Raw genomic sequence first — 19,481 nt, 5'->3', positions numbered from 1 at the left:
GGTCGACGCCGGGTGCTCGATAGCCTGGCCGGAGACCGCTGATGGATGTGCGTCGCCTGCTCGCAGGGGCGCACTCGGAGAAGGGACGGGCCGATGAGTGCGCAGGAGACCTCGGCGGTCCGGCCGGAGAGAGCCCAGCACGATCGCTCGCCGCAGGATGCGCCGCCCTCCCTCCAGCGCCTGATCGACGAGATCCGCGAGGCGGTCGCAGCCGGCGGCGACGCCGCCCAGACCTCGCGCCGCGTGACGCGGGCCCTGGAGCAGCACCTCGCCGTGCCGGAGCTGCTGCCTGCGGAGGCGCGGGTGGCGGACCCCGAGCGCTACCGGCAGAACATCGTCCACGTCGAGCCCGACGGCAGCTTCTCGATCGTCGCGCTGGTGTGGCTCCCCGGGCAGCAGACTCCCGTGCACGACCACATCTCCTGGTGTGTGGTGGGCGTCTACGAGGGCGAGGAGGCCGAGATCCGGTACCGCGTGGAGGACGCCGCCGGCAGCGAGGTGCACCTCGACGACGGGCAGATGCCGGACCCGGAGGACGGCCTGGCGCTCGTGCGCACCGCAGAGGTGACCAATCCGAACGGCAGCGCCGACGGCTTCGCCCCGCCCGGGGATCTGCATCGGGTCTGGAACGCGGGGGAGGGCACCGCGATCTCGATCCATGTCTACGGCGCAGACATCCGCGAGCTCGGCTCGAGCATCCGGCGCACCTACGACCTGCCGGAGCGCTGAGAGGCGGCCTGCACGGCACGGCCGACACCGACGACGATGCCGCTCAGTCGTAGGGCGCCTCGCGGACGACACGTGCGGAGCCGACGTCCATGGACTCTCCGACCTCCATCCGATCCAGGCACCACCGCAGATGCCAATGCGGTTCACGGTCGGCGTTCGCGAATCCGTGGTCCAGCAGGAAGGAGGCAGTGGCGCCAGTTCCCATCAGCTCGAGCTCGCTCTCCGGGGTGACGATCGAGAAGGCCCCCGCTCCGTCTGTCATCCTCCAGCACCTCCACGTTCCTGCGTCGACTGCGATGCCTGTCATCCATGGCGCGGAATGCCCCGTCTCCCGGGAGGACGGAGCGTCGCTTCGAACCGATCAGCCGGGGCGACCCAGCGCTCGCCCCGCCGCGGCGCGCACGCGGGGATGCCCGTCCTGTCGGAGCCGCTCGAGCGCCGCCTCGGCGCCGCAGCGCGAGGACGCCCGGGCGGAGAGCACCTTCGCGGCCATCTCCCGCACCCGCCAGTGCGGGTCGTCGGTCGCCGCGACCACGGTCGGCTCGGCGGCAGCGGTCCAGGCGTAGAGGAAGGCCCGCAGCGCCCAGGTGCGCACCCAGTACCCGTGGGGGCCGTCGGACCTGCCGGTGAGGACGGGGCCGGCGGAGTTCCCGCCGAGCACCTCGATGAGCTCCGCGTCGACCTCGCCGTCCCGGAGGATCGACAGGCATCGGCCGACGAACGCCTCCTCGCCCTCGCGCGAGACCGCGGAGCCGATGCGCCGACGGGGTGTGGACTCCTGCACCATGGCGCTCATCGTGCCACCGGCCCGGCGGATGCAGAACGCCCCTGACCCGCGAAGCGCGGATCAGGGGCGTTCCCTGGGCGGAGGATGGGGGATTTGAACCCCCGAGGGCTTTCACCCAACACGCGTTCCAGGCGTGCGCACTAGGCCGCTATGCGAATCCTCCATTGCTCGTAGAGCAGAAGACACACTACCGGAGGACCCCCGGTGGTGCGAGCCGGCCCCGGCCGGGCCGGGTGCATGTCACACCCGGTCGGGCCGACCAGGCGGTGACGAGGCCGGATCGGCCCCGCAGGGCTCAGTCCTCCGGATCCTCCGGCTCCTCCGGATGACGCACGATGTTCACGATCGCGGCGGCGAGGCCGCCCCAGACGGTGACGATCGCGACGCACAGCATGACAATGGCCGATGCCGACATCAGTTCCCTCCTCCCTGCTCGGCGCGGTGGGTGGGCGCGGAGCCGCGGGATCCCCGGGAGCCCTCTGCGTCCGTGGGCGCCGCGGCGCCGCTGCGGACGGTCGCGATCGCGCTCGAGGCGATCTCCTGGGCGCCGTCGGCGCCGCCCGTCCCGCGCACGTCACCGGCACCGGAGACCTGGGGCGGGCGCAGCTCCTGCGGGGTGCGGGGCTCGGCGGCCTCGTCGATCACGACGCGGGTGCCGGGCGCGGCGAGCACGCTGTCGGCGACCACGGGCGGAGCGATCGGGTCGCCGTCGGAATCAGGGCGGTCCTTGTTGGAGCCCGCGGGCCAGGGGGCCAGCGAGAGCACGATCGCGATCACCACGAGGGCGATCGCCATGCCCCACCCGAAGACGTTCACGAAGAAGGCCGGGTACTCCGAGTAGGGCTTGTCGGCCGTCAGCAGCTGCACCGCCGAGAGCACCATCGTCACGCCCAGGACCAGCGGCGCGATCACCTTCACGCACGTCTCCCAGCCGATGCCGAGGCGGAAGGTGCCCTTGAAGTTCAGGTGGTCGCGCAGTGTGGGCAGGCCGCGCACGATGTAGCCGAGCGCGATCGTCGAGACGAGCGCGGCGCCGACGATCCCGTAGGAGTTCACGAAGTTGTCGAGCGTGTCCAGCAGCGCGAGGCCCATCGTGGTCGGGAACAGCAGCGTGGAGCCGATGGCCATCGGCAGCAGCACCACGAGCGTGCCGGGCACGCGCGAGAGCCCGAACTTGTCCTGCACGGCGGAGACGATCACCTCGATGATCGAGACCAGCGAGGTGAAGCCCGCGAGCACCAGCGACCCGAAGAACAGCACGCCGATCAGGGCGCCGCCGGGGGCCTGGGAGATGATCGTCGGGAAGGCGATGAACGCGAGCCCGATGCCGTCGGTGACGACGTCCTGGACCTGCACTCCCTGCGCCTGCGCCATGAAGCCCAGCGCCGAGAACACGCCGATGCCCGCGAGGATCTCGAAGCTCGAGTTCGCGAAGCCCACCACGAGGCCCGAGCCCGTGAGGTCCGTCTTCTTCTTGAGGTACGAGGAGTAGGTGAGCATGATGCCGAACGCGACCGACAGCGAGAAGAAGATCTGCCCGTAGGCGGCGATCCACACGGCCGGGTCGGCGAGCGCCGCCCAGTTCGGCTGGAACAGCGCGTTCAGGCCCGTCATCGCGCCCGGCAGGAAGAGGGCGCGCACCACGAGGATCACGAACATGACCACGAGCAGCGGGATGAAGATCATCGAGGTCTTCGCGATGCCGCTCTCCACGCCGAGGGCGAGCGTGATGATCACGGCGACCCACACCAGCAGGATCGTGACGAGCACGGGGCCCACGTAGTCGAAGGAGATGCCCGCGTCGGCCCCCATCAGCGAATGGGTGAACTGGCCGAAGAAGTAGCCCTCCGCATCGTCGCCCCATTTCTGGCCCACGGAGAACACCATGTAGTTCAGGGACCAGGCGATGATCAGGGCGTAGTAGGCGCCGATGATCACGCAGATCAGCACCTGCCACCAGCCGATGAACTCGGTCCAGCGCTTCAGGCGCCGCCAGGCCAGAGGGGCCGAGCCGCGCCAGCGGTGGCCGATCGCGTAGTCGACGAACAGCAGCGGGATCCCGGCGGTGAGCAGCGCGACCAGGTAGGGGATCATGAACGCCCCGCCGCCGCCCTCGTAGGCGGCGGCCGGGAAGCGCCAGATGTTGCCGAGGCCGACGGCGCTGCCGATCGCCGCGAAGATGAAGGCCGAGCGTCCGCTGAAGGCGCCGCGGTTCGCGCGTTCGCGCTGCGGCGCCTCGCCGCTCGGGGCAGTGGCTGGGGAGGAGGTCATGCGATGCCTTCCGCATGGAGGAGTGGAGGACGACGGGTGCTCCGGGCGGCTGCGGCCCGGACGCGCGACGGGCTCTGCGCCCGCGCGCGGCGGAGCGGATCCGCGGTGCACGTTGAGCGTGCACTGTAAGGGATATGGGGCGTTCCGGGCACGCGGGGGTCACTGGCCGGTCAGGGCCGACGGGCGGGGACGGAGCCCGGCGCCGCGGGACGGGGAGGTCCATTAGGGTCTGACCATGAGCGATGTCGACCCGCAGTCCCACGGCCGCATCGGGGAGCCCGGCGCGGCCGACGCGCCCGCCCCCGGCGTCCCCGCCGAGAGCAGGGTCCCCACCGAGAGCCCGGTCCCCGCGTCGGGTGCGTACCTCGAGGAGCTGGACGCGGCGCGCGAGCAGGCGATGCGCACCACGTCCCACCCCGGCTCCGCCTTCGCGGGCGCGGGGGAGGAGCTGCACGCCCGCCTCGAGGACGCGGTCGCGGCCGACGCCGACGCCATGGTCGACCTGCTCCTGGATCTCGCCGCGCACCCGGAGACCGCCTTCGAGGAGCGCCGCTCGGCCGCCGCGATCGCCGCCGTGCTCGAGGACCATGCGCTGGACCCCGAGGTCGGCGTGCACGGGCTGGAGACCGCGATCCGCGCGGAGATCAGCGGCGCCGCGACCGCGGAGTCGCCCACGATCGCGATCTGCGCCGAGTACGACGCCCTGCCCGGAGTGGGCCACGGCTGCGGCCACAACGTCATCGCCGCGATGGGCGTGGGCGCCTTCCTCGCCCTCGCACGGCTCGCGGCCACGGACCCGTCGGCCGTGCCCGGCCGGGTCGTGCTGCTGGGCACACCCGCCGAGGAGGGACACACCGGCAAGGAGTACATGGCCCGCGAGGGCGCCTTCGACGGCCTCGACGCCGCCGTCATGGCCCACCCGTACCCCGGCTACGACCTCGCCGACCAGGCATGGCTGGGCCGGCGCACCCTCACCGTCGTCTTCCGCGGGCACACGGCCCACGCCTCCGCGCAGCCGTTCATGGGGCGCAATGCCCTGGACGCCGCGAGCCTCATGTACCAGGGGATCGGGCTGATGCGTCAGCAGACCCCGCCGTCGGACCGGATCCACGCGGTGATCCGCGAGGGCGGGGAGCGGGCCAGCGTCATCCCCGACACCGCCCGCCTGGACCTCTACGTGCGCTCGCTGGCGCCCTCCACCCTGCGGGACCTCTCGCGCCGCGTGGAGGACGTGGCCCGGGGCGCCGCGCTGATGACCGGCTGCGGCGTCGAGATCAGCTGGGACGAGCACCCGCCCTCGCTGCCCGTGCGCACGAACGAGGCCCTCACCGGGCGCTGGGTCGAGGCGCAGCGCCGGCGCGGGCGGGACCCGCTGCCCCGCGGCGTGGTCTCCGAGACCCTCGCCGCCTCCACCGACTTCGGCAACGTGAGCTTCCGCGTCCCCGGCATGCACCCGGTCATCCACGTCGCCGACGCCGACACCGCGCTGCACACGCGCGAGTTCGCCGCGGCCGCCACCGGTGACCTTGCCCGGGCCTCCGCGGCCGACGGCGCCTACGGCCTCGCCGCGACAGTGCTCGACATGCTCCACGACGCCGAGCTCGCCGCCGCCGTGCGCGAGGAGTTCGAGGCCGCCGGCGGCGCCATCGACGTGCCCCACTACTTCGACTGACCCCGCACCCCGTCGACCGATCCCGCCGATAAACCCCGTCGACCGACCCCGCAGACAGACCCGTCGGCCGACCCCGTCGACCGACCGTCCCGCCCCGAGGAGAGACGATGAGCAGCCCTTCCCCGCGCCCCGTCGGCCCCGCCCCCGACGGACCCGCCCCTGACGGCTCCGCCGCGCGGCTGACCCGCACCGATCGCCTGCTGAACGTGGTCGAGCGGCTGGGCAACAAGCTGCCCGAGCCGTTCATGCTGTTCCTGATCCTCTTCGCGGTCACCGGGATCGTCTCCACCGCGATGGCGCTGGCCGGGGTGAAGGTGAGCGTGCCCGGATCCGACGAGGTCACCGTCATCAAGGGCCTGTTCACCGGGGAGGGGATGGCCTGGCTGACCACGAGCCTGGGCGAGAACTATCTGGGCTTCCCGCCGCTGGTCACCGTGATGCCGATCCTGCTGGGCATCGGCATCGCCCAGCACTCCGGGCTGCTCGCCGCCGGGATCCGCGCGATGTTCGGCTCCTCGCCGGCGTGGCTCCTGCCCTACGTGGTGGGCATCGTGGGCGTGATCGCCTCGATCATGTCCGACTCGGCCTTCGTGGTGGTCCCGCCGCTGGCCGCGCTCGTGTTCAAGGCCGCCGGCCGGCACCCCGTCGCGGGACTCCTGGGCGGCTTCGCGGCGGCCGGCGCCGGCTACTCCACGAACCTCGTGCCCACGAGCCTGGACGCCCTGTTCGCGGGCATCACGAACTCCGTGATCGAGACCGTCTCCGGGCTCGGCGCGACCACGGTGAACCCGGTGTCGAACTGGTGGTTCAACATCGCCTCCTCGATCGTGCTGGCCCTCATCGCCGGCTTCATCATCGACCGCGTCATCGAGCCGCGCCTGGTGCGCCAGGACATCCCGCGCGACGAGACCATCGAGGAGGACGCCGACGGACAGGCCCCGGAGACCTCGGGCGAGTCCTCCGAGCAGATGCGCGCCTCCCTCTCCCGGCCGGAGAAGCGCGGCCTGCTGCTCACGGTTCTCGCCGGCCTCGTGCTCACCGCGATCGTGCTGCTCGCCGCGCTCGTGCCCGGCTCCCCGTGGCGCAACGAGGACGGCGGCTTCCTGCCGACGTCCCCGCTGCTGGACTCGATCGTGTTCCTGGTGTTCCTCTACTTCGTGGTCCTGGGCAGCGTGTACGGGATCGCGACCGGCACCCTGCGCTCCACGCGCGACGCCGTGCGGATGATGACCGAAGCGCTCAAGGAGATGCTCCCGTTCATCGTCCTCGCGTTCATCCTGGGCAACTTCATCGCCCTGTTCAATTGGTCCGGCATCGGCTCCTGGATCGCTGTGACCGGCGCCGAGGGCCTCGAGCACATCGGCCTCACCGGCTTCGGCGCCGTCATCGGCTTCATCCTGCTGGCGAGCGTGCTGAACCTGTTCATCATCTCCGGCTCGGGCATGTGGACGATCATGGCCGCCGTGTTCGTGCCGATGTTCGCCCTGCTCGGCTACGAGCCCGCCTTCACGCAGGCCGCCTTCCGGGTGGGCGACTCCGCGACCCAGGTGATCACGCCCATGAACCCGTACATGGTGGTGCTGCTGGGCATGCTGCGGAAGTACGAGCCGGCCGCCGGACTGGGCAGCCTCTTCGCACGCATGCTCCCCTTCGTGGTCCCCTTCTGGATCGCCTGGACGCTGATCCTCGCCGTGTTCTTCGCCTTCGACCTGCCGCTGGGCCCGGGCAACGGGATCCATCTGGGACAGTGAGCCGATGAGCACGCGGGAGCCGAGCGACGACGGGCCGACGGGGGACGGGGCGACCGACGACGGGCGGAGGCCGCTGCCCGCCCTCCTGCCGCCCGTGCTGCTGGGCCTCGCGGTGCTGCTGGTGCTGCAGATGATCGGCCTCGCGCTCGCCGCCCTCCTCCATCTGCCGATCCCCGGGGTGGTGCTCGGACTGGTGCTGCTCGTGATCCTGGGGCTCGTGCCGCGCACCCGCGGCATCCTGCGCGTCGCCGAGCCCGCGGGCACCCCGCTGCTCGCGCACCTGCAGCTGCTGTTCGTCCCGCCGGGCGTCGGCGTGGTCGTCGAGATGGGGGCGCTCGCCCGCAACGCCCTGCCGATCGCCCTCGCCGTCGGCGGTTCCTTCCTGCTGGCCCTGCTCGTCGTCGGCCGCGTGCTGCAGGCCCTGCTGCACCGGCAGGACCGACGCCGCGGCGACGACGGCCATCAGCGGCTCGAGGGGAGCGGCGCATGAGCGGCGCCGTCCAGACCGTCGTCCACCTGCCGATCTTCGGTCTCGTGCTCACCCTCGCCGTCTACCTCGGCTCCCTCTGGCTGCACCGCCGCACGGGCCGGCCTGCCCTGCTCACGCCGGTCTTCGTCACCGTGGTGGTGGTCGCCGCGGTGCTCGAGCTCGTCGCCCTGCCCTATGCGGAGTACCTGGAGCAGGTCACGGTGCTCACGCTGCTGCTGGGCCCCGCGACGGTGGCGCTCGCCCTGCCGCTGCTGGCGAACGGGCGGGCGCTGGCCCGCTCGGCCGCCTCCGTGGTGCTCGCGCTGATGGTGGGCGCGGTGGTGAGCCTGGGCGTCACCGTGGGCGTGCTGCGCGCCTTCGGCACCGACCCGGAGATCCTGCGCTCCGTGCTGCCGCGCTCGGTGACCAGCCCCGTCGCCCTCACCCTCGCCGAGTCGCTGCAGGCCTCGGCACCGCTGGCCGTGGTGCTCACGATCCTCTCGGGGATCCTCGGCGCCGTGTTCGCGCCCGTGCTGCTGAGCCTCGCCCGCGTCCAGGACCCGCGGGCGCGCGGATTCGCCATCGGGCTCACGTCCCACGGGATCGGCACCTCCCGCGCGCTCGACGAGTCGCCCGTCACCGGCGGCTGGTCGAGCGCCGCCATGGTTCTCAACGCGCTGGCCATGACGCTCGTCCTGCCCCTGCTCGCGCCGCTGGTGTCCGGGTGAGCGGTCACACGGGCACCTCGTGCGCATACCTATGGTTTCCGGTGGGTAATATCCAGGAACCCAGACCGCCGGACGAGGACGTGACATGAGGATCTCCGAGCTTGCCGACACCGCCGGCGTGCCCGTGGCGACCATCAAGTTCTACCTGCGCGAGAAGCTGCTGCCGCCCGGCCGGCTCACCTCCCGCACGAGCGCGGTCTACGACGAGGGCCACGTGGACCGGGTGCGCCTGATCCGCGCGCTCACCGATGCGGGCGGACTGAACATCGCGGCCGTGCGCCGCATCGTCGACGCCCTGGACTCCCCGCACCAGGAGCAGATCGACATGCTCGGCATCGCCCAGCGCACCCTCGCGGGCGAGACCGCGGAGGACGCCGAGACGGCGGCCGTCGACGAGGACGCCGCGCGCTTCGCGCCCGGGAAGATCTCGCCCCGCGTGCGGTCGCTGGCCGAGCGCCGAGGCTGGACCGTCCTGGAGCACTCCGATCCGCTCATGACCCGCCTCGAGCAGGCCTGGACCGCCTGCGACAAGGCGCGCGTGCCGACGGGCGACGACCACATCGACGCCTACGCGGAGGCCATGTCCCTCGTGGCCCGCGCCGACATCGCCCACATGCCCCGCAGCACCGCCGAGGCCATGCGCATGGTCGTGGTGGGCACCGTCATGAGCCGCGGCCTGCTGGACGTGCTGCGCATGATCGAGCAGCGCGAGTCCGCGATCGCGCACGCGAAGGGACGCGGGGCGGAGTAGTCCCAGAGGCCCCGGCCCCGGCCCCGGGGCGAGGTCGGCGGGAACGGGTCTCCTGGCGGGGCCCGTGCGGCTCAGAGCTCCAGGCGCTCCCTGACCTGCGCGTCCTCCGGGAGCATGCGGGAACGGGTGAGGAACCGTTTGCCGTCGGGCGTCTCGAGGCTGAAGCCGCCGCCGCGCCCATCGACGAGGTCGATCGTGAGGTGGGTGTGGCGCCAGTACGCGAACTGCTCGCGGCTCATCCAGAAGTCGAGCGGGCTCGCGGTGCCGTCGGGCAGCGGCACCTCCACATGTCCCATGCGCACGTCCGCGTCGCCGGTGAGGAAGTCGCCGGCCGGGTAGCACATGGGGGAGGAGCCGTCGCAGCATCCTCCGGACTGGTGGAACATGAGCGGCCCGTTGCGGTCGATGAGCCGCTGGATCTGCGCCACCGCCGCCTGCGTGAAGGCCACCCGGGAGAAGTCCTCGCCCTCGATCGTGGGGTCCGCCTCGAGCACGTCGTCGGACGGTGTGGGCTCGGGCAGTGGGGGAGCGGGCGGCTGGCCCGGCTGGGGTGCGGGTGCGGACGCGGGCGCGGACGCGGGCGCGGGGGCCGCGGCCGACGAGGTGCCGGGTGCTGGGGTCGGGTTCTCGGCGGAGGAATCCGTCATGATGCGCTCCTTCCGATATGCGGCCTCCTGGGGAGACCGCGCGCGTGGTCGTGGTGCGCGGCGCGTGGTGCGCGGCAGCCGGTGCAGCTGCAGCGCCACGATCCCGCGAGAGGTGAGTTGACGTCCTCAAAAGGGGCTGTTGACGACGACGACTCACCTCTCGCGAGCGATGGAGACCCGGCGGGATCAGAAGAAGCCGAGCTCGGTCTCGGAGTAGGAGACCAGGAGGTTCTTGGTCTGCTGGTAGTGGTCGAGCATCATCAGGTGGTTCTCGCGACCGATGCCCGAGGACTTGTACCCGCCGAAGGCGCTGTGAGCGGGATAGCTGTGGTAGTTGTTCACCCACACGCGACCGGCCTGGATGGCGCGGCCCGCCCGGTAGACGATGTTCTGGCTGCGCGACCAGAGACCCGCCCCGAGCCCGTAGAGGGTGTCGTTGGCGATCGAGATCGCGTCGTCGTAGTCCGTGAACGAGGTCAGGGCCAGCACGGGGCCGAAGATCTCCTCCTGGAAGATGCGCATCGAGTTGTCGCCCTCGAAGACCGTCGGCGTCACGTAGTAGCCGCCGGACAGGTCCCCGCCGAGGTCGGCGCGCTCGCCGCCGGTGAGGATCTTCGCGCCCTCCTGCTTCCCGATGTCGATGTAGGACAGGATCTTCTCGAGCTGGTCGTTGCTGGCCTGCGCGCCGATCTGGGTGTCCGTGTCCAGGGGGTTCCCCTGCTTCGTGGCCTTCACGCGCTCGAGGCCGTCGGCCACGAACGAGTCGTAGATGCCCTTCTGCACGAGCGCGCGCGACGGGCAGGTGCAGACCTCGCCCTGGTTCAGCGAGAACATCGCGAAGCCCTCAAGGGCCTTCGAGTAGTAGGCGTCCTTCTCGCTCGCGACGTCGTCGAAGAACAGGTTCGGGCTCTTGCCGCCCAGCTCGAGGGTCACCGGGATGAGGTTCTGCGAGGCGTACTGCATGATCAGACGCCCGGTCGTGGTCTCGCCCGTGAACGCGATCTTCGCGATCCGGCTGTTGGAGGCGAGCGGTTTGCCCGCCTCGGCGCCGAACCCGTTGATGATGTTCAGGACGCCCTCGGGCAGCAGGTCCCCGATGAGGCCGATCAGCACCATGATCGAGGCCGGGGTCTGCTCGGCGGGCTTGAGGACGATGCAGTTGCCGGCCGCGAGGGCCGGGGCGAGCTTCCACGTCGCCATGAGCAGCGGGAAGTTCCAGGGGATGATCTGGCCGACCACGCCCAGCGGCTCGTGGAAGTGGTACGCGACGGTGTCGTCGTCGATCTGGGAGAGCGTGCCCTCCTGCGCGCGGATCGCGCCCGCGAAGTAGCGGAAGTGATCGACCGCGAGCGGCAGGTCCGCGTTCAGGCACTCCCGGATGGGCTTGCCGTTGTCCCAGGTCTCGGCGACCGCGAGGGTTTCGAGGTTCTCCTCGATGCGATCGGCGATCCTGTTGAGGATGACGGCGCGCTCGGCGACCGACGTCTTCCCCCAGGCGGGGGCGGCCTTGTGCGCCGCGTCGAGCGCGAGCTCGACGTCCTCGGCGGTCGAGCGGGCCACCTCGCAGAACACCTCGCCCGTCACCGGGGTCGGGTTCTCGAAGTACTCGCCCTTGACCGGGGGCACCCACGTGCCGCCGATGTAGTTGTCGTAGCGGGAGGCGAAGGCGACCTTCGCCCCGTCGGTCCCGGGTCGTGCGTAGACGGTCATGACTCTCCTCGTCGAGATCGGTTCCATCGGTGGTCTCGCCCGGGGAGCACATCGCATCCTCGGGACGTGACCGGCATCACCACTCTACGGCTCCGGAGGGCCTGGCGGGGAGGCGGATTCTCGCGAGGCGAGAGCACAGGGACCGCACGTCCGCGGCGGCCGAAGGGAGCCGCGTCACGCCGCGCGGCGGCGGGTGTGCACGCGCGGCGCAGGATCGCTAGAATCGTGCGCGACCCCTCGTGCGGTGTCACCTCACTGAACTCCCCCAGGGCTTGACGGCAGCAAGGGCAGGTGGGCTCTGGCAGGTGCGCGAGGGGTCCTCTCATGCCCGGGTGCCGCGTACGCTCGCCCCATGGAGGTCCTGATCGTGGGCGGCGGAGTCTGCGGACTCGCACTCGCCCGCGGACTCGCCCCCGCGCACGACGTGACGGTCCTGGAGACCTCTCCCGGCCCGCGCGGCGGCGGATACATGATCGACTTCTTCGGACCCGGCGTCGGCGCCGCGAGACGCCTGGGCGTGCTCGGTGAGATGCGTGCGCGCTCGAGGGTCTTCGAGGGCGTGCGCTACGTCGACGCCGCGGATCGCGAGCACGGGCGCATCGAGGTCGCGCCGCTGATCGAGGTGCTGGGCACCGACTACTTCTCGATCCTGCGGCCGCAGGTCGAGCTCGCCCTGCTCGCCGCCCCTCCCCGACGCGGTCTGCCTGCGCTATTCCGCCCGTGTCGACGAGGTGCACGCGGGCGAGCGGTCGGGGGAGCGCCCGCGGGTCGTGCTCGAGGGCGGCGAGGAGCTGACCGCCGACCTCGTCGTCGGCTGCGACGGAGTGCGCTCGCGGGTGCGCGCGGCGATCTCGCCGGCGCACGCCGAGGTGATGCCGATGGGGTACCGCGCCTCGAGCTTCCTGTTCGAGGATCCGCAGATCGCCGCCGAGCTCGGCGACTGGGCGATGCTCACCGATTCCCTCGAGCGCACGGCAGGGCTCTACGCGTGCGACGACCGCAGCGCGGCGCTGCTGCTGATGGAGAGGGAAGACCCCGCCGTCACCGCCCGGCCGACCCCCGACCCCGAGGAGCTGCGCGCGCGGTTCTCGGGACTGCACCCCCTCGCCGACCGCGCCCTCGAGCACGCCCCCGCGCAGTACTACGACGACCTCGTCGCCCAGTCCTCCGCCCCCGGGTGGAGCCGAGGCGGGGTGACCCTCGCCGGCGACGCCGCGCACGCCGTCTCTCTCCTCGCCGGGCAGGGCACCTCGCTCGCGATCGCCGGGGCCGAGGCGCTCGCCGTCTCCCTGCGCCACGCGGGCCCGCACCGGGACGCCGGTCTCGCGGAGTACGAGCGCAGGATGCGCCCGGTGGCCGAGCGCGCACAGCGCAGCGGCCGGCGCAGTGCGGGGACCTTCATCTCCCGCAGCCCGGCCGAGCGTCTCGTGCACCGTGCGGCACGTCGACTTCTGGGCGTGCGCCCGCTGACCAGGGTCATCGCCCGACGCCTCGTCGCCTGAGGGGCCCGAGGGCGTCGCGCGCAGCGCCCGTCGGCCGAGGTCTCGATTTCGCAACATGACCCGAAATGGCCCGGAAAGCGGGAGTCGTGCGTCACACTCGTGCGTGCTGCACATCCCCTGCCCCCTCCTCAGGAGCCTCCTCGCATGAGTGATTTCATCGCCTGGCTGTCCGGAAACATCCAGGGCGCGCCGTTCATCATCCTGTGCCTGGGTGCAGGCCTCTACTTCACCGCGAGGACCCTGCTCCTCCAGGTCGTCAACATCCCCGACATGCTCCGGCAGATCATCAGGGGCGAGAAGTCGGAGAGCGGCGTCTCCTCCTTCCAGTCGCTGATGATCTCGCTCGCCGGCCGCGTGGGCACCGGCAACATCGCGGGCGTCGCGACGGCCATCGCCTTCGGCGGGCCGGGCGCGGTCTTCTGGATGTGGGCGATGGCCTTCCTGGGGTCGGCGACCTCCTTCATCGAGTGCACGCTCGGCCAGATCTTCAAGGAGCGCGACCGCGACACCGGCGAGTACCGCGGCGGTCCCGCGTTCTACATCGAGAAGGCCTACAAGCACACCGGCGCCAAGGGCATCTCCCTGGTCTACGCGATCGTCTTCTCGCTCGTCACCGTGCTGGCCATGAGCTTCTTCCTCCCGGGCGTGCAGGCCAACGGCATCTCCGTCTCCGCCTTCGGCGCCTGGGGTCTCCCGCAGTGGATCTCGACCGTCGTGATCCTGGTGCTGCTGATGCTCATCGTGGTCGGCGGCGTCAAGCGCATAGCCACCTTCGCGGGCCTCGTGGTGCCCGTGATGGCGGTCATCTACATCCTCGCGGCGATCGTCGTGATGTTCGTGAACGCCGACCAGATCGTGCCCGTCTTCTCCGAGATCTTCTCCTCCGCCTTCGGCATGGACTCGGTCTACGGCGCGATCGTGGGCCTCGCCGTCCAGTGGGGCGTCAAGCGCGGCCTGTACTCGAACGAGGCCGGCCAGGGCACGGGCCCGCACGCCGCGGCCGCCGCGGAGGTCTCCCACCCCGCCAAGCAGGGCTTCGTGCAGGCCTTCGCCGTCTACGTCGACACCCTGTTCGTGTGCTCCGCGACCGCCTTCATGATCCTGTCCACCGGCATGTACCGCGTGTACTCCGATGCGGTCGAGGATCCCTCGCAGATCCTCACCCAGGGTCCGGGCGGCCTGGCCGACGACGTCCCCGTGGGTCCCGGCTTCGCGCAGGCGGGCTTCGACACCTTCCTGCCGGGCGTCGGCGCCTCGTTCATCGCGCTGTCGCTGTTCTTCTTCGCCTTCACCACGATCGTGGCGTACTACTACATGGCCGAGACCAACCTGACCTACCTCATGCGCTGGGTGCCGAGCCACCAGGTGCGCCGCGCGCTGGTGTGGGTGCTCCGCGTCCTCATGATCATCGCCGTGGCGATCGGCGGCCTGGCCACGACCACCGGCAACGCGTGGGCGCTCGGCGACATCGGCGTGGGCGCGATGGCCTGGCTGAACATCATCGCAATCCTGGTGCTGCAGGTGCCCGCGATGAAGGCGCTCAAGGACTACCGGCGCCAGAAGCGCGAGGGCCTGGATCCGCAGTTCGATCCGCGACCACTGGGCATCCGCAACGCCGAGTTCTGGGAGGAGAGGGCCGACGCCCGTGCCGCGGGCGGCGACGGCGGTCGGCCCAAGGTCGACGCGCTGGACTGACCCTGCCGCTCCGCCGCAGCCGGTCGGACGCCGACGTCCGACCAGCGGGGGCGCGTACCGTGGCGCATCACCGCGAACACTCGCGACCGACGCCGGGAGGCACCGATGCGCATCGAGGCACGCACCCCGCTGGACCACCCCGTCGACGAGGTCCTCGCCTGGCACGAACGGCACGGCGCCCTGGTCCGGCTCACGCCGCCCGGCATGGCCAGGATCGAGGACCCGGACGCTGGCGGGCTCGAGGTCGGCAGGCGGGTCGCCGTGCGGCTCGGCCCTCCGCTGCTGCCGACGGGGCTCAGCCCCCGCTGGGAGCTGCGGCACGCCTCCCGCGAGGATCGCGGGAGCGGCGCGACGTCCGTCCACTCCTTCGTCGATGCCCAGGTCACCGGGCCCTTCCGCACGTGGCGGCACCAGCACGAGATCGCCGGGACCGGGTCCGGCAGCTCGGAGATCCGCGACCGCATCGACCTCGAGCTGCCGGGCGGTATCGGCAGCACCGGCGAGGCGGCCGGAGGCGGCGGCGCCGACCTGACGGGCGGCATCGGCGGCCTCCCGGCGCGCGAGGTCCGTCGGACGATCGAGCGCATGCTCGCCTTCCGCGGCGCGCAGCTGCGCGAGGACCTCGCCTTCCACGCCCGCTATGCCGGCTCCCCGCGGCTGGTGGTCGCGATCGCCGGGGCGTCCGGTCTGATCGGCACGCAGCTCGTCGCGCTGCTGCGCACCGGCGGCCACCGGGTGATCCGCATGGTCCGCGGCCGCGCCGAGGGGCCCGACGAGATCCCCTGGGACCCCGAGCGCGGGGAGCTCGACCCGGCCGACCTCGAGGGCGTCGACGCGGTCGTGAACCTCGCCGGCCGGCCGATCTCCACGCGCTTCACCGCGCGCGCGGAGCGCGAGATCCTCACGTCCCGTGTGCGCGGCGGCGACCTCATCGCGCGCACGCTCGCGCGCATGAAGGACGGAGCGGACGGCGCGTCGGCCGGTCCCAGGGTCCTCGTGCAGGCCAGCGCGATCGGCGCCTACGGTGCCCAGCGGCCGGGCGAGGTGCTCACCGAGGACGACGCCTTCGGCGACGACGTCCTCGCCCGCGTCTGCGAGGAGTGGGAGGCCAGCAGCGCCCCCGCGGCGCGGGCGGGCGTGCGCGTGGTGCACCTGCGCACGGGCATCGTGCTCTCCGACGGGGGAGGGGCCCTGCTCCCGCAGATCCCCATGTTCCTCGCCGGGATCGGCGGACGGCTCGCGGCGCCGGACGCCGTGCTCTCCTGGATCACCCTGGACGACATGACCCGCGCCTATGCCCACGCACTGTGCACGGAGGACCTCGAGGGGCCCGTGAACGCGGTCGCCCCCGCGCCCGTCACCTCGCGGGAGTTCGCCCGGACGCTCGGACGCGTGCTGCACCGGCCCGCGCTCGTCCCGGTCCCCGGCTTCGGGCCCGCCCTGCTGCTCGGGAGCGAGGGGGCGAAGGAGCTCGTGCGGGCCGACCAGGATGTCGACGCGTCGCGCCTGCTGGGAAGCGGGTTCGACCCCGCCCACACGGAGCTCGAGCAGGCGCTGCGGCACGTGCTGCGTCGACCGATGGTCTGAGGGGGAGACCGTCGTCGTCCCCGACCCCATGCTTCCGCATGATCCGCGGCCCCGCGCGGCCCGGCACGATGGAGGGCATGCAGGACGAGGGGATGCACGACGAGGGGACCGAGGACCGGGAGCCGGACATCGAGGGGACGAACCTCGAAGGGACGGACGGCGCGACCGAGGGCGACGAGGAGTTCGGGACGCACCGCACCACGGGCTTCGGCGCCGACGTGCGCTACGAGGGCCGGCGCGACGGCCACGAGTACGTCGCCGAGGTGCGCCATCGCCCCCTGGACACCGAGGCCGTCATCCTCATCGACGGCGTGCGCCACGACCCGAAAGCCGAGAAGGCGCTCGCGAGGGCCGACAGCGCGGAGGACGTCACCACGGCGGACGGCCTCGCCCTGAAGCTCGACGACGGCTTCTTCCGCAGCACGATCACCGTGCGCAGGCCCACGGCGAGCGGGACCATGAAGGACCGCGAGAAGCTCGTCGTGCGCACCACGACGCTCGGCGGCGCCGGTGAGGTGGACGTGGTCCGCGCGGACGAGCTCGTCGGCGCGCCGCTGGTGCCCGCCGAGGGGTCGCCCTCCGCCGCCCGCGAGGCCCGCAAGGCGGATCATCCCGTGCGCTTCGGCCTGATCGCCGCCGGCGCCCAGGCGGCGCGCTTCCTGGTGCCCCTGCTGGGACTCGGGGCGCTCTTCTCGGGACTGCTCGATCCGGTCAAGCGCTGGATCGGCCGACTCGTCGAGCCCGTCGTCACCTGGGTCGACGAGGCGACCCGCGGCATCCGCACCTGGATCGGCGAGGTAACGCGTCCCGTGCGCGAGCTCGTCGACGCGCTCCTCGAGCCGATACGTCGGTTCCTCGGCTGGCTCTGGAACCTGCTGTTCGGATGGATCCCGGACATCCATCTGGGCATCGACGTGCCGGACTGGATCGTCGACTACCTGGTGCCCGTCCTCGTCGTCGTGGTCGTCTTCGTGGTCACGATCGGCACGATCCGCGACCGCAGGGAGCGGCTGGAGAAGGCACGGCGCGGGGAGGATCCGACGCGGCCGGAGTCGGAGGACGCCGGCGATGGCAGGGCCGAGGGGCGCGACGAGGATGACTATCCCGACGCCGACGGGGACCGCGAGCGCGACGTGCGCGACGGCGAGGTTCGCCGCTGAGGGCGCCTCGTCGGGACGGCGGCCGGGCAGGAGCCGGGCTGTGCGGCGCCGTTCAGGCCGTCGCCTGGTGCACGTAGCACCAGCGCCAGGTCTCACCGGGCTCGGCGGACTGCATGACCGGGTGGCTCGTGTCGTGGAAGTGCGCGGTCGCGTGCTGGCCGGGGGAGCTGTCGCAGCAGCCGACCTCCCCGCACTCCAGGCACTGGCGCAGGGCCACGGTGGTGGTGCCCTCCTCGCGGCAGCGCCGACAGAAGGCGCGCTCCGGGGCGGGCGTGCCGACGGCGGGATAGCGCCGCAGGTCCTCGCACCATCCGCCCTCGCCGCTGCCGGTCGCGACGATATCCTCGCGGGCCTCGGTGCCGGAGTCCAGCAGCGACTCCTCGAAGTCGAGCATGCCCAGCACCTCGCGGACCACGTGCGAGGGCACCTTGCCCTTCGAGCGGATCTCGAGCACCCGCGCTCTCTCGGCCGCGAGCATCCGGGTGCGGATGCGGGTGAACGCGTCGCTCGGGCTCTCCTGGCCCACCTGCGTGGACAGTCGCTCCCAGGCGGCGAAGGTGCGCTGGTCCTGCCGGTCGCGGATCATCTGCACGACCGCGGGATCGTCCTGCTCCCCGCAGGAGGCGAGCACGGTATTGCCGGCGTCGGCCGCCTTCTGCAGCAGGGTCGCGCGGGCGAGGGCGTCGGCCGCCGGATCGTTCGGGACCACGCGCAGCACGCGGGTGAGCCACGGCAGGGTCAGGCCCTGCAGGTAGAGCGTGCCCAGCACGGCCACGAGCGCGATCAGCACGAGCACGTCGTGGTGCGGCACGGACGCCGGGATCACGAACACGGCGGCGATGGTGACGACGCCGCGCATGCCGGCCCAGCCCGTCACCACCACGTTCGGCCAGGGCGGCCTGCGGTCCGCGGGCACCCACAGCGTCATCACCAGGCGGCTCGCGCACATCCAGGCGAGCCGGGTGAGGATCACGACTGCGAGGGCCGCCGCGCACACGCCCAGCACGAAGCCCCAGCTCAGGGAGTGGCTGACGCCCGCGATGATCTGTGAGAACTGCAGACCGATGAGCAGGAACACCGCGTGCTCGAGGAGGAACGCGATCGAGGTCCAGGTGGCGTTCTCCGTGAGGCGCGAGGTCGAGGTCTGCACCAGCGGCGCCTTGTGGCCGATGAGCAGACCGGCGACGACCACGGCGATCACGCCGGAGGCGTGCAGCTCCTCGCCCAGCAGGTACGCGGCGAAGGGGACGACGAAGGAGATGCCGGTGTCCACGGCCGGGTCGTGCACCCAGCGCCGCACGGTGAGCACCGCGAACGCCACGGCGAGGCCGACGATCACGCCGCCTCCCGCGGCGATCAGGAAGTCCAGGCCGATCGAGCCGACCGCGACCGTGCCGGCGATCGCCGCGACTGCGGCCCGCAGCGCCACCAGGGCGGTGGCGTCGTTGAGCAGGGACTCGCCCTCGAGCACGGTGACGATCTGCCGCGGCAGGCCGATGCGCCGCGCCACCGCGCTCGCCGAGACCGCGTCGGGCGGGGCGACGACGGCGCCGACAGCGAGGGCGACCGGCCAGGGGACGTCGGGCATGAGCAGGTGCACGGTCGCGCCCACGGTCACGGTCGTGACCACCACCAGGGCGATCGACAGCATGGCGACGGTGCGCAGGTTCGCCCGGATGTCCACGAGGGAGGTCTTCAGCGCCGAGGAGTAGAGCAGCGGCGGCAGCAGACCCAGCAGCACGAGCTCGGGGGTCAGTCGCACGGCCGGCACGAAGGGGAGGTAGGAGGCGATCACGCCGATGACGATGAGGACCATCGGCGCGGGCAGCCGCAGGCGGTCCGCGATCGCGGAGCCCGCCAGGACGGTCACCACCAGCAGGACGATGAACAGGACGATGTGCACGTGCGCATTCTCCTCCAGGGACTGCGCGCACGACCGGACGGGGCGTGGGGGGGGGGGCGGGGGGGGCGCCCCCCGGGGGGGCCCCCCCCGGGGGGGGGGGGGGGGGCGCCGGGCCTGGG

Annotated in this window: 17 protein-coding genes, 1 tRNA gene and 1 other RNA gene; 11 read left to right on the top strand and 8 right to left on the bottom strand. The window is 72.1% G+C overall.

Going from position 1 to position 19,481, the window contains the following annotated elements:
- The first annotated feature begins 93 nt into the window (after positions 1–93).
- Entirely contained in the window at positions 94–729 is a 636-nt protein-coding gene (locus tag I8D64_RS06230; protein WP_200501631.1) for a cysteine dioxygenase family protein, read from the top strand.
- Positions 730–772: 43 nt separating this feature from the next.
- Here the strand turns inward: I8D64_RS06230 and I8D64_RS06225 are convergent, their stop codons facing one another.
- The 5 genes from I8D64_RS06225 to I8D64_RS06205 form a co-directional block, all read right to left on the bottom strand.
- Positions 773–991 carry a hypothetical protein gene (locus I8D64_RS06225; RefSeq protein WP_200501630.1) on the bottom strand — a complete coding sequence of 73 codons (219 nt, stop codon included), beginning with the start codon at positions 989–991 and terminating at the stop codon, positions 773–775.
- 99 nt (positions 992–1,090) lie between these two features.
- Positions 1,091–1,525: a HEAT repeat domain-containing protein gene (locus I8D64_RS06220; protein ID WP_200501629.1), complete on the bottom strand. Its 435-nt coding sequence runs from the start codon at positions 1,523–1,525 to the stop codon at positions 1,091–1,093.
- 69 nt (positions 1,526–1,594) lie between these two features.
- Positions 1,595–1,679 (bottom strand) — tRNA-Ser (locus tag I8D64_RS06215).
- A gap of 132 nt (positions 1,680–1,811) precedes the next feature.
- Positions 1,812–1,931, bottom strand: coding sequence for a methionine/alanine import family NSS transporter small subunit (locus I8D64_RS06210; RefSeq protein WP_200501628.1), 120 nt, complete (start codon positions 1,929–1,931; stop codon positions 1,812–1,814).
- Entirely contained in the window at positions 1,931–3,787 is a 1,857-nt protein-coding gene (locus I8D64_RS06205) for a sodium-dependent transporter (protein ID WP_200501627.1), read from the bottom strand. Before I8D64_RS06205 ends, I8D64_RS06210 begins: the two co-directional genes overlap by 1 nt.
- A 235-nt stretch (positions 3,788–4,022) precedes the next feature.
- Here I8D64_RS06205 and I8D64_RS06200 point away from each other — a divergent pair, with 235 nt between their 5' ends.
- The 5 genes from I8D64_RS06200 to I8D64_RS06180 all read left to right on the top strand — a co-directional run bounded on the left by I8D64_RS06200 (position 4,023) and on the right by I8D64_RS06180 (position 9,158).
- The gene (locus tag I8D64_RS06200) at positions 4,023–5,459 is read left to right on the top strand and encodes a M20 family metallopeptidase (RefSeq protein WP_200501626.1); all 1,437 of its coding nucleotides are present in this window, start codon (positions 4,023–4,025) and stop codon (positions 5,457–5,459) included.
- Positions 5,460–5,566: 107 nt separating this feature from the next.
- Positions 5,567–7,210 (top strand): AbgT family transporter, encoded by a 1,644-nt coding sequence (locus I8D64_RS06195; protein ID WP_200501625.1) that lies wholly within the window; start codon positions 5,567–5,569, stop codon positions 7,208–7,210.
- Positions 7,211–7,214: 4 nt separating this feature from the next.
- The gene (locus I8D64_RS06190; RefSeq protein ID WP_200501624.1) at positions 7,215–7,700 is read left to right on the top strand and encodes a CidA/LrgA family protein; all 486 of its coding nucleotides are present in this window, start codon (positions 7,215–7,217) and stop codon (positions 7,698–7,700) included.
- Positions 7,697–8,407, top strand: coding sequence for an LrgB family protein (locus I8D64_RS06185; RefSeq protein WP_200501623.1), 711 nt, complete (start codon positions 7,697–7,699; stop codon positions 8,405–8,407). The genes I8D64_RS06190 and I8D64_RS06185 overlap by 4 nt, the downstream gene beginning before the upstream one ends.
- 85 nt (positions 8,408–8,492) lie before the next feature.
- Positions 8,493–9,158 (top strand): MerR family transcriptional regulator, encoded by a 666-nt coding sequence (locus tag I8D64_RS06180; protein WP_200501622.1) that lies wholly within the window; start codon positions 8,493–8,495, stop codon positions 9,156–9,158.
- Positions 9,159–9,229: 71 nt separating this feature from the next.
- Here I8D64_RS06180 and I8D64_RS06175 read toward each other — a convergent pair whose 3' ends face one another.
- Together I8D64_RS06175 and exaC are read right to left on the bottom strand one after the other, a co-directional pair.
- Positions 9,230–9,679, bottom strand: a complete 450-nt coding sequence (locus I8D64_RS06175; protein WP_200501709.1) for a DUF779 domain-containing protein — start codon at positions 9,677–9,679, stop codon at positions 9,230–9,232.
- 312 nt (positions 9,680–9,991) lie between these two features.
- Positions 9,992–11,515: an acetaldehyde dehydrogenase ExaC gene (gene exaC, locus I8D64_RS06170; RefSeq protein WP_200501621.1), complete on the bottom strand. Its 1,524-nt coding sequence runs from the start codon at positions 11,513–11,515 to the stop codon at positions 9,992–9,994.
- A 228-nt stretch (positions 11,516–11,743) separates the two neighbouring features.
- Here exaC and ffs point away from each other — a divergent pair.
- The 5 genes from ffs to I8D64_RS06145 all read left to right on the top strand — a co-directional run bounded on the left by ffs (position 11,744) and on the right by I8D64_RS06145 (position 17,459).
- Positions 11,744–11,840, top strand: an RNA gene (ffs, locus tag I8D64_RS06165) — signal recognition particle sRNA small type.
- A 445-nt stretch (positions 11,841–12,285) separates the two neighbouring features.
- On the top strand, positions 12,286–13,017 hold the full coding sequence (locus I8D64_RS17220) for an FAD-dependent monooxygenase (RefSeq protein WP_343068457.1): 732 nt from the start codon (positions 12,286–12,288) through the stop codon (positions 13,015–13,017).
- A gap of 144 nt (positions 13,018–13,161) precedes the next feature.
- Complete coding sequence (locus I8D64_RS06155; RefSeq protein WP_200501620.1) at positions 13,162–14,712, top strand: alanine/glycine:cation symporter family protein; 1,551 nt, start codon at positions 13,162–13,164, stop codon at positions 14,710–14,712.
- Between the two features lie 105 nt (positions 14,713–14,817).
- Positions 14,818–16,299 carry a TIGR01777 family oxidoreductase gene (locus tag I8D64_RS06150; RefSeq protein WP_200501619.1) on the top strand — a complete coding sequence of 494 codons (1,482 nt, stop codon included), beginning with the start codon at positions 14,818–14,820 and terminating at the stop codon, positions 16,297–16,299.
- Between the two features lie 38 nt (positions 16,300–16,337).
- A complete protein-coding gene (locus I8D64_RS06145; protein ID WP_200501618.1) occupies positions 16,338–17,459 on the top strand; it encodes a hypothetical protein in 1,122 nt (373 codons plus the stop codon).
- Positions 17,460–17,511: 52 nt separating this feature from the next.
- Here I8D64_RS06145 and I8D64_RS06140 read toward each other — a convergent pair whose 3' ends face one another.
- Positions 17,512–19,362 carry a Na+/H+ antiporter gene (locus I8D64_RS06140; RefSeq protein ID WP_200501617.1) on the bottom strand — a complete coding sequence of 617 codons (1,851 nt, stop codon included), beginning with the start codon at positions 19,360–19,362 and terminating at the stop codon, positions 17,512–17,514.
- Between the last annotated feature and the right edge of the window lie 119 nt (positions 19,363–19,481).

The organism is Brachybacterium halotolerans (assembly GCF_016623465.1).
Taxonomy (GTDB): Bacteria; Actinomycetota; Actinomycetes; order Actinomycetales; family Dermabacteraceae; genus Brachybacterium; species Brachybacterium halotolerans.
Note: the sequence above shows the minus strand (reverse complement) of the source record. Positions and strands in the feature narration are given on the sequence as shown.